This is a genomic window from Bifidobacterium longum subsp. longum JCM 1217, assembly GCF_000196555.1.
Classification (GTDB): Bacteria; Actinomycetota; Actinomycetes; order Actinomycetales; family Bifidobacteriaceae; genus Bifidobacterium; species Bifidobacterium longum.
The window spans coordinates 1,765,495-1,779,062 of the sequence record NC_015067.1; the positions used below are offsets into that span (position 1 = coordinate 1,765,495).

The 13,568-nt window shown below is 56.2% G+C and carries 10 protein-coding genes; 2 read left to right on the top strand and 8 right to left on the bottom strand.

Features of this window, described 5'->3' with window-relative positions; all coding sequences use genetic code 11:
* Positions 1-233 precede the first annotated feature (233 nt).
* Positions 234-1,445, top strand: a complete 1,212-nt coding sequence (locus BLLJ_RS07655; RefSeq protein WP_013410712.1) for a MalY/PatB family protein — start codon at positions 234-236, stop codon at positions 1,443-1,445.
* A 110-nt stretch (positions 1,446-1,555) separates the two neighbouring features.
* Here BLLJ_RS07655 and BLLJ_RS07660 read toward each other — a convergent pair whose 3' ends face one another.
* On the bottom strand, positions 1,556-3,064 hold the full coding sequence (locus BLLJ_RS07660) for a glycoside-pentoside-hexuronide (GPH):cation symporter (protein ID WP_013582876.1): 1,509 nt from the start codon (positions 3,062-3,064) through the stop codon (positions 1,556-1,558).
* 325 nt (positions 3,065-3,389) lie between these two features.
* On the opposite strand from BLLJ_RS07660, the gene BLLJ_RS07665 reads away from it, so the two are divergent.
* Positions 3,390-6,581: a glycoside hydrolase family 2 TIM barrel-domain containing protein gene (locus BLLJ_RS07665; RefSeq protein WP_013582877.1), complete on the top strand. Its 3,192-nt coding sequence runs from the start codon at positions 3,390-3,392 to the stop codon at positions 6,579-6,581.
* A gap of 59 nt (positions 6,582-6,640) precedes the next feature.
* On the opposite strand, the gene BLLJ_RS07670 is transcribed toward BLLJ_RS07665, so the two are convergent.
* The 7 genes from BLLJ_RS07670 to BLLJ_RS07700 all read right to left on the bottom strand — a co-directional run bounded on the left by BLLJ_RS07670 (position 6,641) and on the right by BLLJ_RS07700 (position 13,565).
* Positions 6,641-7,651 (bottom strand): LacI family DNA-binding transcriptional regulator, encoded by a 1,011-nt coding sequence (locus tag BLLJ_RS07670; RefSeq protein WP_013582878.1) that lies wholly within the window; start codon positions 7,649-7,651, stop codon positions 6,641-6,643.
* A 162-nt stretch (positions 7,652-7,813) separates the two neighbouring features.
* Positions 7,814-8,065: a hypothetical protein gene (locus BLLJ_RS07675; RefSeq protein WP_013141153.1), complete on the bottom strand. Its 252-nt coding sequence runs from the start codon at positions 8,063-8,065 to the stop codon at positions 7,814-7,816.
* 115 nt (positions 8,066-8,180) lie between these two features.
* On the bottom strand, positions 8,181-9,149 hold the full coding sequence (locus BLLJ_RS07680; RefSeq protein ID WP_013582879.1) for a ribokinase: 969 nt from the start codon (positions 9,147-9,149) through the stop codon (positions 8,181-8,183).
* A 224-nt stretch (positions 9,150-9,373) separates the two neighbouring features.
* On the bottom strand, positions 9,374-10,804 hold the full coding sequence (gene dcuC / locus BLLJ_RS07685) for a C4-dicarboxylate transporter DcuC (protein WP_013582880.1): 1,431 nt from the start codon (positions 10,802-10,804) through the stop codon (positions 9,374-9,376).
* A 101-nt stretch (positions 10,805-10,905) separates the two neighbouring features.
* On the bottom strand, positions 10,906-11,826 hold the full coding sequence (gene rihC, locus BLLJ_RS07690) for a ribonucleoside hydrolase RihC (protein ID WP_003830214.1): 921 nt from the start codon (positions 11,824-11,826) through the stop codon (positions 10,906-10,908).
* Between the two features lie 64 nt (positions 11,827-11,890).
* The gene (locus tag BLLJ_RS07695; protein ID WP_007052499.1) at positions 11,891-12,352 is read right to left on the bottom strand and encodes a GNAT family N-acetyltransferase; all 462 of its coding nucleotides are present in this window, start codon (positions 12,350-12,352) and stop codon (positions 11,891-11,893) included.
* A 187-nt stretch (positions 12,353-12,539) separates the two neighbouring features.
* Positions 12,540-13,565 carry a LacI family DNA-binding transcriptional regulator gene (locus BLLJ_RS07700; RefSeq protein WP_013582881.1) on the bottom strand — a complete coding sequence of 342 codons (1,026 nt, stop codon included), beginning with the start codon at positions 13,563-13,565 and terminating at the stop codon, positions 12,540-12,542.
* Positions 13,566-13,568 lie beyond the last annotated feature (3 nt).

Consider the following 13,568-nt stretch of genomic DNA (forward strand, 5'->3'; position numbering starts at 1 on the left):
TTCTTCCGAAGACTCCCCGCTGATAACGGATCACTGCCTCACAACGGTGCATATCGTAACACGCCACGCGGTCAAATCGATGGGAATGTTCATCAGGAATGTTCATTCTTTCTCATTTTTGTATTCATCGCGTGCACCATTGTCAGCAAACACGCTAGGCTCCTTTACCGGCGATATTGCACATCTGGCTCAGGGGCGGCTCCCGTATGGGCCGGAGAAAGGATTATTGAGGAATGACGTACGATTTCACGTCGATTATGGACAGGCATGGCAAGGATGCGATTGCGGTCGATGGGTTGGGAACCGACCTAGGTTTCGCTCCCGACCCACCGAGGGACGGATTTGACGTGATTCCGATGTGGGTGGCGGACATGAATTTCCCGACCGTGCCCACGGTTCCGCAGGCCATTATCGAACGCGCGCAACACCCCGTCTACGGGTACTTCTCCCCCACCGACGACTATTACAACTCCATTATCGACTGGCAATCCACGCGCAATGGGGTTACCGGATTGACCAGCGAGGCGATCGGCTATGAGAACGGGGTCTTGGGCGGCGTGATCAGTACGCTGACCGCGTTCGCCGCTCCTGGCGACAGCGTGCTCCTGCACAGCCCGACCTACATCGGGTTCACCATGTGCATCGAGAACAACGGCTATCGCATCGTCCACAGCCCGCTCAAGTTGGACGAGCACGGCGTATGGCGCATGGATTACGAGGATATGGATAAGAAGCTCAAGGAGCATCACATCCATGTGGCCGTGTTCTGCAGCCCTCACAATCCTTGCGGGCGCGTGTGGGAGCGTTGGGAAATCGAGAAGGCCATGGAAGTGTACAAGGCCAACGATTGCGTGGTCATTTCCGACGAGATTTGGTCCGATTTGACTCTGGGGAATCACCAGCACATCCCCACCCAGTCGGTCAGCGAGGACGCACGCAATAGAACCGCGGCGTTCTACGCGCCCAGCAAGACCTTCAACCTCGCCGGGCTCGTGGGCAGCTACCACATTATCTATAACCCCATGCTGCGCGACCGGATCGTGGCCAAGGGCTCGAAGTCCCACTATAACGAGATGAACGTGCTTTCCATGCATGCGCTTATCGGTGCCTACAAGCCTGAGGGGCATGAGTGGCTCGACGAACTCAAAGAGGTGCTCACCGGCAATGTCGACTACGCCTATGACTACATCACCAAGCATTTCCAAGGGGTGAGTTTGGCCAAGCCGGAGGGCACCTACATGCTGCTGCTCGACTGCGAGCAGTGGTGTAAGGCTCATGGTTTGACTTTGGCGGAATTGGAGAAGCGCGGCTGGGATGTGGGCGTCGATTGGCAGGACGGCAGCATGTTCCAGGCTCCCTACAGCATCCGTGTCAACCTTGCGTTGCCCTTAAGCCGCATCAAGGAGGCCATGCGCCGCCTTGACCAATACGTATTCAACGCGTAAACGGCATGCATCCGCGATTGCGGTGTCCTGGAAAGACGAATGCCGCCAACGAGGTTTGTGCCCGTTGGCGGCATTCGTCATAGAGAAGCCGAGCCAATCTACCTTCACAACTAATCGTCGAGGCTGTCCACACCGAGCTTCTCTTCCAGCTCGATGACAATGCGCTCGTGCATCTTTTCGTCGATCTTCACCGTGAACATGAAGACGAGAAGACTCAGCACGATGAAGGCAAGCGGGATGTAGAACGCGAAGGTCTCGAAGGTGCGCACGTTGGCGGCGGTCATGTCGGCGGCGGTGGCGGAGCCGACCATACCGGCGGCCACGGCCACGAAGCCGACGATGCCGTTGGACAGCGCGCCCGCGATCTTGTCGAGCATCGGACGCACGGAGAGGGTTACGGCCTCGTTGCGCTTGCCGGTCTTGAGCTGGCCGTATTCGATGGAATCGGTCAGGGAGAGGATCGCGGTCATCTGGATGAACGTGCCAGGCAGGTAGAACAGAATCAACGCCACGATCACCACGGGCAGGCTGGCCGAATCGAGAATGAACAGCACATAGCCGATTGCCATAAGTACCATGCCGCCGCAGAACAGGTATCGGCGCGGTATGCGGCGGTTCAGGGCCGGGTAGAGCGGCGCCATGACCAAGCCCGCGATCACGGGGATCACGCCGGTGATGGCGAAGGCATCCGGCAGGTTAAGCACGAACTTGAACAGATAGAACATCACGCCGTTGGTGGCCACATTCGCCACTGCATACAGCAGGTAGCTCAACGCCACCCACAGCAGCTGGTCATTTTTTACGATAGCGGCGAACGCCTGCAGCGGGTTGCCGCTCTGATCTGCCCTGGAACGTAGGACGCTTTCGTTTTCCTTGGTGCCGAACGCCACGGTCCATGCGGTCAGGATGCCGAGCAATGCGGTGATGATGCCGAATGCCGTCCAGCCCGACTGACTTTCGGCGCGAGAACCAGTGAACATGAAACTGAAAGTGGTCACGATCGGTACCACGACAATGGTGCTGCCGTTATAGCCAATCGAACCGGTGAACGTACCGAGCGCAGTATATACGCTGCGTTCGTGCGAGTCGGAGGAGATGGCGGGAATCATGCCCCAGTAGGAGATGTCACGCATCGAATAGAACACGTCGAGGACGATGAACACCACGACGAACAGCACGATGAACCAAGTCTGGTTCACGTTGACCAGCCCGAACAGACCGGTGTAGACCATGACGAGCAGCACGGCGGAGACCAAGCCGCCGATGAACTGCCACGGGCGGAACCGGCCGAAGCGGGTGTTGGTGTTGTCCACCAAGTTACCCAGTAACGGGTCAAGGAAGATCTCTGCGATACGGATTATCACGATAAGGCTTGTGATCAGTGCGATGAGTTTGGTGGCCAAGGCTTTCTCGACATTGACGAACAGCACGCTGGTCACGTAAACGACGAAATAGGTGCTCAGCGCGTTATAGAACGCCGACTGGCCTAGATTACCGAAAGCATAGGCGGCACGGCGCCTCAGAGTCTCTGCTTTGGTAGGACGATTTATCTGGCCGGATTCATCTCCGGCCGGATTCGGTGATTGGGATTCGCTCTCCGGTGACTGCGAAACGGACATTGACATTTTCTCCTTAGAGTCATTCTCGGTGAGGTCTTCTCCGACCTCGTTGGAGAGTGTACATCATTACCAAGATTTAATAAATCTTTTCACTAATTATTGTCAATAGAACCAATCTCAAAACCAACGTCGCAGCACTCGCAAAAATCGCATAATTCCAACGAATACACACCTCTATCACCATATGAATTATCGACAGCGCGACACACCGCCACAGAAAATACCTCCAGCAACTTGCAATCTGCACCATCAGGTTTTACCATAATCAGTAAAGAGTTTTACCCTCTGAATCGACAACGTGGTTATCAACTCAAGGAAAGCGGTTATGCAGCATCCCATCCCCACCACCATCGCATCATCTGATTGGCTCACCGATCCGACCGTATTCGCCGTCAACCGCGAACCAGCCCATTCCGACCATCGCTTCTACGATCACGTACCGCAGCCGAACGAAACGATGAGCCTCAAGCAAAACCTTGACGGCTTGTGGAATGTCGCCGTGACGACCGCCCCGGTTTTCGGCTTCCCCATGAACGATTCCGGCAACGCTGAATCTCCGGATTTCACCGCAACCGATTATGACGACACCGGTTTCAGCCGCATCGCCGTTCCCTCAACACTGGAAACCAAGGGCTTGCTGAACCATAAGTACGTCAACGTGCAGTACCCCTGGGATGGCCACAGCGACCCCAAGGCTCCCAACATCCCCACTGATAGTCACGTAGCCATTTACCGCCGCACTTTCGAGACAAGCACCCCCGTCTCCGCCGCCATCGAAAACAAGCGCCGCATCACGCTGACCTTCCACGGCGCCTCCACCGCCATCTACGTCTGGCTCAACGGCTCCTTCGTCGGCTACGCCGAGGACTCCTACACACCCAGCGAATTCGACGTCACCGAGGCACTGATTTCCGGAACCAATACACTGGCCGTGGCCTGCTATGAATACGCCACCGCAAGTTGGCTGGAAGATCAGGACTTTTGGCGCATGCACGGTCTGTTCCGCTCCGTTGAACTCACCGCGCAACCCACTGTGCACATCGAAGACCTGCACATCACCGCCGATTTCGAGGCGACCACCCATGCCGGCACCATCGACGCCCATGCCGTGATCCGCAACATCGCCGGCGCCAAGCAGCTCAGCGCCGCACTCATGGATGCCAACGGCACGCCGGTCTGGCAGGATTCCTATGCCATGTCCGACATCGTCGACACCTCCGGCGTACCCTGCTGCGGCACCGCAGACACCGCGATCGACAGCACCGCCGTGCAATTCCGCGCGAATCTGTCCAACATTCGTCCATGGAGCGCCGAAAAGCCCCACTTGTACACGCTGACGCTTACCGTGCGCGCAGCAGACAACAGCATCATCGAAGTGGTGCCGCAACGTCTCGGCTTCCGCCATTTCGAAATCGTTGACGGCATTATGCGGCTCAACGGCAAGCGCATCATCTTCCGCGGCGCCAACCGCCACGAGTTCGACGCGCGTTTGGGCCGTGCCATCACCGAGCAGGAGATGCTCACCGACATCATCACCTGCAAGCGCAACAATATCAACGCTATTCGCACCTCCCACTACCCGAATCAGACGAGATTCTACGAACTGTGCGATGAATACGGCCTGTACCTGATCGACGAGACGAACCTTGAGACCCACGGCAGCTGGACCATTCCCGGTGATGTGGAGACCCCTGAAACCGCCATTCCGGGCAGCAATCCCATCTGGGAAGGCCCTTGCGTGGACCGTATCGCCAGCATGATCGGGCGCGACCGCAATCATCCGAGCGTACTGATCTGGTCTCTGGGTAACGAATCGTACGCAGGCGAGGTGTTCCGCGCGATGTACCGCTTCGCTCACGCGGCCGACTCCACGCGACCCGTGCATTACGAAGGCGTGGTGCATGACCGCCCCTTTGACGACGTGACCGACATCGAGACCCGCATGTATGCCAAGCCCGCGGAAATCGAGGAATATCTGACCAATGATCCGAAGAAGCCCTATATCTCCTGCGAATATATGCACGCCATGGGCAATTCGGTCGGCGGCATGCATCTGTACACCGAGCTGGAGCGTTATCCGCATTATCAGGGCGGCTTTATCTGGGACTTCATCGATCAGGCCCTGTGGCAGCAGCTGGACGACGGCACCGAACGCCTGACCTACGGTGGCGACTGGGACGATCGTCCCTGCGACTATGAGTTCGCCGGCGACGGCCTAGTCTTCGCCGACCACTCTCCCTCACCGAAGCTGCAAGAGGTCAAGCGTCTGTACGCTCCCGTGGTACTGACCGTAAGCGACCACGATGTGACCATCGAAAACCGCAATCTGTTCGTCTCCACCATTGATTTCGCGTTCACGGCGAAACTGCTGGCGGACGGCAATGCCATCTGGCAGGCCGACTACCGCTTTGATGTGCCCGCCGGCGAGACCCGCACCTTCCCGATTGACTTCCCGTCGGTGGACGCCGCTGGCGAAATCACCTATGAGGTCGATCAGTCGCTGGCAACGGCAACACCGTGGGCACCAGCCGGCTATGAACTGGCGTTCGGCCAACACACCGTTCAGTCAGTCGTGCCGGCTTCCGCCGGAACCGATTCGACCGCGTGCGGCGCGGTTCCCTCCACGGCTGATTCCGATACTTCCGATACCGGTACAGTAACGGTTGGCCGCTGGAACATCGGCGTGGTCAGCGGTGACGGACGTACCGAAGCGTTGCTTTCACGCACGCAGGGCGGCATGGTGTCATTCAAGCGTGACGGTCGCGAAATGGTGTTGCGCCGTCCGGCGATCACCTGCTTCCGCCCGCTGACCGACAATGATCGCGGCAATGGCAGCGGCTTCGACCGCGTGCGCTGGTTCGGTGCCGGCCGTTATGCACGTATAGCGAATCAGCAGTTCTCGCAAACCGAGACTGGTGTCATCGCCGAATACACATATACGTTGGCCGAGCCGGGCGAAACCCAAGTTGCCGTGCGCTATGAGGTGGATGCCGCCAGCGGACGTGTACATCTGGCCGCCCGATATGCCGGTGCCACCGATGCGCCGACGCTGCCGGCATTCGGATTGGAATGGACACTTCCCAAGCAGTACGAGAACCTGCGCTTCTACGGCCTTGGCCCCGAGGAGACCTATCGCGACCGTCTGCACGGTGGCAAGCTCGGCATTTTCGAGCGCACCGCGGCCGAAGACAATGCACCGTATCTGGTGCCGCAGGAGACCGGCAACCATGAAGACTTGCGTTGGGCCGAAGTGCTTGACGCCCAAGGACACGGCATGCGTATCAGCCAGGCCGGCAGCGAACATTTCGCGGCGAGCCTGTTGCCGTACAGCTCGCTCATGCTGGAAGAGGCGACCCACCAGAACGAGTTGCCGCCGGTCCGTCACACGTTCCTGCGCCTGTTGGCCGCGCAAATGGGCGTGGGCGGAGACGATTCATGGGGCGCGCCCGTCCATGAGCAGTACCAGCTGCCCGCCGATCGCGCCTACACGCTCGACGTGAATCTGGAACTGTTCTAACAGCGATAAAGAAGCTCCCTCCACAGAGGGAGCTTCTTTATCGCACAGAGGGAGCTTCTTTATCGTGCTGGTACGAAACTGTCACGCACTACTAGGGTGGTGGAGATGAAGGTGTGGTGGTGCAGCGTGCGCCGACTGGAGATGGCCTCGGCAAGCATCGTAATCGCAGTATCGGCCATCTCATTCTGATCGATATCGTAACTGGTCAATGTCGGCGAAGTGTACTGGGCGATGGCCTGGTTATTGATACTGATCACACTGGTATCGCGAGGCACCAGCACTCCCGCAGCGGTAAACGCCTGCAGTACGCCGACTGCAATCGTGTCCGCAGCCACGATGAACGCATCCGGCATGTCATCTCGATGATCGTTAGCCGCTTTCTCCCCTAGAGTGCGCCCGGTGTCCACAGTGAACGCGCCTTGCGCGTAAATCAGGCCTTCCGCATCCAGCCCCAAACGCTCGGTCCAATTGCGGAATGCGGTTAATCGGCTGTCTTCCGGGTATTCGTGCAAACCCATCGTGAAGCCAGTACCGCCGATATAGCCGATGCGTCGTTTGCCCGAGGACACCAACACATCCAATGCGTCCAAAATGGTTTGGCTTAAATCCGGTTGCACCGAATCGAACAGGCCGGGCGCAGGATTGATGTCGATGAATACGCCATAAGGCAATACCAGATGGAGTTTCAACAGTTCATCCGAAGAAGGTACGGACGGTCCGATGGAAATGAAGCCGTCGAAATCACCGGCGTTGGCAATCAGATCGTCGATATGGGAAAACGACGTGAGTTCCATGTGCTGGGCTCTGGCATTGTCGCCGAGCACGGACCGCAGTTCATCGAAATAGGCGTCCGCCAGTTCTTCCTCGCGGGTGGCGTTGTCGAGTACGGCCACACGGCGTGGCAATACGATACGGCGTGATCCGGTAGCGTAGCCAAGCTGCTCGCTGACCTCGATGATGCGACGTCGCGTCTCCTCTTTGACAGACAATGTCGGGTCCCCATTGAGCAGCCGGGATACCGTGGCCTGCGAGAAACCTGATTCCTGCGCGATTTCCTTCATCGTGACCATAGTTGAGCCTTCCACGCCTCAGTACGTAACAATACGCAGTATTTCAGTAAATAACTTTACTACATAGTGTAACTCACGTCATGCGGGTATGACGCCGTATGGTTGCAGCATCGTCGATCCGCAGCGCTGATGAGAACGTGCATGTTTCAGGCCCTCCGATAATTATCGGGCAGGCGGGAATCCCCAGACCGTGGAGTCAATGCGCTGGATTTTCCCGGACTTGTCAAAGACAACGGTGATGTCCGGCGCAGTAAAACTGCCGGTCGAATCCCCGAATCGGTACGGATCACTCCAGTCGATAACGGCATGCATCGTCACGGTCCGAGTTTTCGCGTCATAGGACTCATTCGAGTACTCGATACTGTTATGCGTGGCCGTAGTCCCGCCCAGACCGCCGCCATTGCCTTGATGCATTTGCTGACAATACTTCGTAAAATCCGCGCCGAGAACATTCGACACTGCATAGCGCCTAAATGAACGTGTTAGGTCTGCATCCAATTCACGGCCTGCAAGACTCTGCACTCAGCAATTACTTCGCACCAAACCGCTCACGAATCTGAGCGGCAGTACCATAAGAGGCTTGCGCACCGACCCCAGTCGCGGCGTACGCGGAAACGTACGAGGCCAACTGCGCGCTGTCCGCCAACGCATGACCCGAGGCAAGTCCGGCCAGAACCGTGCCCATAAAGGCATCTCCGCACCCGGTAGTGTCGATGGCCGCAACCGCAACTGGCGCAATACGATAGATATCATCACCATCGATGACCACCGACCCATCCCCGCCAAGCGTAATTACCGCCTGATTAAAGCCGAAGTCATGCATCTGCCGCGCCACATCAGACCAGTCCAGTCCATCCCAATCGTCATCGTCAGGCTCGGCGATGTCCAGCAGCTGTGCCATTTCATGTTCATTGACCAGCAGAATGTCCGAAGCCTCGATAAGTTCAGCGGGTAGTTCAGCAACGAATGGCGAATCGTTGAGCAATACCTTGAGCCCGGCATCATGGCAGAGGCGAGCGCATGCCGTGACCGTTTCCATCGGACTCTCCAAACACAGTCCCAGCACATCGGCGGCAACCAATGCGTCAGATGACTGGCGCACATAGTCGACAGACACCTCACCATTGGAACCAGCCGAATATACGATGGTGTTCTCACCATTCGCGTCCACGGTAATTACCGTAGTGCCACTGGGACCTGCAACGGCAGCGATATGCGAAGTATCCACACCAGCATCGCGCAAATGCTCCAGCAGAAAATCCGCATTGGCATCTTCCCCGACTGCACCAAACATCCGCACCTGCGCTCCAATTCGCGCAGCCGCCGACGCCTGATTCGCTGATTTGCCTCCCGGCAATAAGGTCAGCGGGCCACCGTTGACGGTCTCTCCCGGTTTCGGCAACCGCTCAGTAACGACCGTGTAATCAACATTCATTGATCCGACCACGGACACACTGCCGTGCAGGTGGTCGAGCAAGTCAAGACATGATGCTGACATGATGCATTTCCTTTCGGCCTTCTTGTTTGGCCTGTCTTCTATGTTCTGCGCTTGTTCTACGTTTCAGCAAAATCACGATGGAAACACAATCGTGCGGGTATGCAAATGCCCGGAGTCTGAAGTCAAATCCCGGGCATTGCACGTATTCGGGGCCAAATCGTCTGCGCGATTGATATGTTCTGCTGACGACTGACGCCTAGCGGATTGTGATGGTTATATCAGCATCACGCACCCATCGGCAGGAAGATTGCCATGGACAGGATGAACATGACGATTACGCCAGCGATCATCGGCACACTGGTACGGCGCACAATGTCGATTGGGCTCTTCTTGATGGAGCCGGCGACGATCATCACCACAGCGGAGACCGGCGAGACAGCGCGCAGCAGATTGCCAGCGAGACCCATCGGGATGGACACAGCGAGCACATTGATACCAGCAGCAGCGGCCAGCGGAACCATGAGCGGAACCATCGCGAAGAACAGTGCGGTACCGGAACCGGAGAGTAGCACGATGAGCGCAGTGAGGCCGACAAGGATAAGCGGCAGCACGAAGCCCATACCAGAGCCGGACAGGCCGGTCATTGCGTTCTGCAGTTCGGTGATCAGACCAATGGACTTAAGACCAATGACGAACACAGAAGCAGCGACCAACAGTGCCACAATCGGCATTGCGCCACCCATGCCCTTGAAGAAGGACTCGGTGCCAGCGAGGGTTTCCTTGCCCTTGCGAGTGCGGATGAGCTCGCAGATAATGGCGATCACGAAGGAGAGAATGGAAGCGAGTTCAACACTCAGGTCGATCTTTGCGCCGGTGGTGGAAGTGATGGCGAACACGATGAGAAGCATGATGATCGGCAGCAGCGGCAAAATCGCATACACAGTGCGGTAGAGAGCGCTACCTTCGACAGCCTTAACCTCAGCCAGGTCAACATCACCGTCGGTCAAATCCGAGCCAGCGCGCTTGTCCATGAACTTCTGCCAGAAGTAGTGTGCCAGTGCCATGACGAGCAAGGTCGGGATGGAAACGAGCACGTGATAACGGAAGACGTAATCGCTGGCGGTCAGGCCGGAGAACATGTCGGTCTTAGCGAGTTCAGCGGCGATGGCAACATTGTCGGAGCCAAGCGGGGTCGGCATAATCGTTGCAGTAGTGGCAATGACTGCAGCTGCGCTCAGCAGGCTCATACCAGCTTGGCGAAGCACCGGGTACAGCGTTGCCATAAGGATGATAGCCAGGTTGGAAGCACTCGGAATGACCAGAGACAACAGGTTGCCCAACAAGAAGGTAATCGGCACGAGTATATACGGGGACTTGATGTGCGCAATCGGCTTGGCGAGCACACTTACCGTGACTTCATTGGCTCCGATATGGGACATGTAGCCGGTGTAGCCACCAAGGATGAGGATGATGAAGCCAGCAGAAGTGAGCGTGCTCACGAACTGATCGCCTACAACCTTGAACGGATCAAGCCAAGTGACACCACTGGAAACGAAGTCGGTGAATGAGATGTCCTTGCCCATCAGCAATGCGATGTACATCAGCACAATGCCGATGAGGAACAGGGAAATCTTGATGTCCATTTTCTTCACGAGCATAAAGCCCACAATGCCAACCGCGGCAATTGCCACGAGGTACATAATCACCAGTTCCATCGGTCTGGTCCTTTCTTTGTTCTCTTATTCTCTGTTGTTGAATTCACGAATACTGATGCGCTCAGGGGCGCCGGTGTTAGCGGCGTCGAAGAGACAAGGGACTATGCACAATGGGCGATGCCGTCCATGAACCAGTCGCAGAATCGATCTGCGTGAACGCCGGTGGTGACGGTGGCATTCGGTTCGCGCTTAAGGTAGCCCTTAAGATCAACGACCGTACACCCTGCAGTGAGTTCGCCAGCGATTTCTACGTCCACAAATGCCTTAGTCATGTCGAATAGGTCAGGCTCCAGCAAGCATGCGACTGCGCAAGCGTCATACATTTTGAGACCGGTGCCGAAGCTGCGCTTGCGGTAGCGCTGGAACAGGTCATGAGCCATCAGACCGACCTTGCCCATATCCTTAAGCTGAGCGGTTTTCTCCGGCGGAATCACAGTTCCCAAGCCGGCGTCCAGTGTGGCCATAGTAATGTCAAGACCAGAAGTGAGCACAATCTTGGCGGCTTCAGGGTCAACGAAAATATTGAATTCGGCCATAACACCCTTGTTGCCGCGAGTGACCGAACCACCCATGAGCACAATGCGCTCAATACGCGACTTGACTTCCGGAAAAGTTTTTAGCAACAGTGCGATGTTGGTCAGCGGACCGATTGGCATGACGGTGACGGGTTCAGCAGAAGCCATGATCTCGTCGCGCATTGCTTCGACAGCATGCTTATCCAGCAGAAGTTCAGTTTTGGGCTCAGGGAAATCGAATCCCTCCATACCGGTTTTACCGTGGATATCGCTTGCATCATCAAGCTGACGGATCAGCGGTTCAGCAGCGCCACGAGCGACCGGTACATCCTTACCGTAGTAGGCCATCAGCTTGAGCGCGTTCGTCGTTGTCGCTTCAATGCTGACATTGCCAGCAACCGTAGTAATCAGCCGCACGTCGAAGCGCGGGTTGAACACTGCCAGTGCGATGGCGACGGCGTCATCGATGCCGGGGTCAGTGTCGATAATCAGAGGGATCTGCTTCATTGCTTGTTCGGTTCCTTTCGTGGTGTGTTGATATACGTGTTATGCGTAGTGCTCGGCGAGCCGATTACTTGATTCCGCTTGTGGCGGTGGATTCAGCTGCGCTGAGCGGAACGGGATCAACGAATTGGACTAATCCGCTGCCATAACCCGGTGCCGGCCGGCGCAGGAACCCATGCTCTTCGTAGAACGATTCCTTGCCAGGTGTTGCCATCAGGCCAATGTACGCATGGTTGCAGCAGTGTTCTCGAATGCGTGTGATAAGTGCGCGCAGCACCGCCGTACCGACTCCACCCCCTTGGTATTGCGGTAATACCACGAGATCTTTGATGAAGAATGCGATACGTCCATCGCCGACCACACGACCAATTCCGGCCACCTGACCATCAACGTAGGCAACCACGGAATACAGCCCACCATCCAGCGCCATACGCGCGTCTTCGCGGTCGTAATGGTAGAAACCCACAGCGTCGCGAACGCTGACGTACAGTTCGGCTGTCAGCGCGTCTTGCTGAATCGATATGCACATTGCCCGCTCACCTCCTCTGTGAGTTTCCTCCAAACCGATCATCGTTGATCATCGCCATTGATAAAACGTTTAATCAACTAATGAAAATTATGATATAACCTTTTACCAATGCTGTCAACGATGTCGGCACGTCAGCACTGTTCAGCGCATAAACCCAGCCTTCATGCACCTGATAAACGCTGCAATATCAGGGCACACGCCACATAGGAGCCCCAACCGAATCACGCAGTACAAACGATGACGGGACATAGCGCGATTCACCACGACTGCAATCATTATTTATAATCATGTCGAGCAACATATCCACGCCCTGGCGACCCATATCCTCAGCTTGCTGCGAAATAATCGCGACTTGCGGAGTCAGCAGACGGAATACGGCAATGTCATCGAATGAAATCACTGACATTTCACTACCAATATCAATGCCGCGGTCATGCAGCAAACCAATCATCGTGATCATGTCAGGCGAGTAAGCGCAAATAATCGCCGTAACATCTGCTCTTACAAGTTCATTTAGTCCTGCTTCGCGCGAAACATATGTAGAATCACAGTCGACAACCGCCGCAGTTCCCTCCCCCAACTGCGTCACCTGTGCCACAGCAGAACGGAATGCCGCTTCACGCTCATTTATATTGGACGAGCCCAGTGACGAGTGTGACACAAATCCAATGTGACGATGCCCTAAGCGCACAAGTTCGGCAACCGCCTCGCAAACACCTGGGTATGGGTCGGACACTACGAATGGCACCGAATTTACTCCCGATACCAAACGATCCACGAACACCAGTGGTAGCTCGCGCGCGATAAGCGACTGCATACCAGGCGAATTGACACCTTGCGGCACCACGATTGCCCCGTCAATACGTTGCCCAAGCAGATTGTCAATAAACGCATCCTGGCGTTCCACTGTTTCTGCTGAAGTACCAATCAGCGTGGAATAGCCCTGGGCATACAACTCGTCTTCCATTGACGAGACTAAATCAGCGAAATACGGATTGCGCAAATCAGGAACCAGCAGGCCAACAGTCTTAGTATCCGACGAGCGCATGGAACGAGCACGTTGATCGGGCACATACCCCATTTCCTCAACAGTTTTCAGCACCAACTGTCGCGTATCACTAGAAAAGCGGCCTTTATTGTGAAGTATCTGGGAAACAGTAGCAGCCGATACACCGGCACGTTGAGCAACATCCTTCAACGTCACGAACGCCATAGT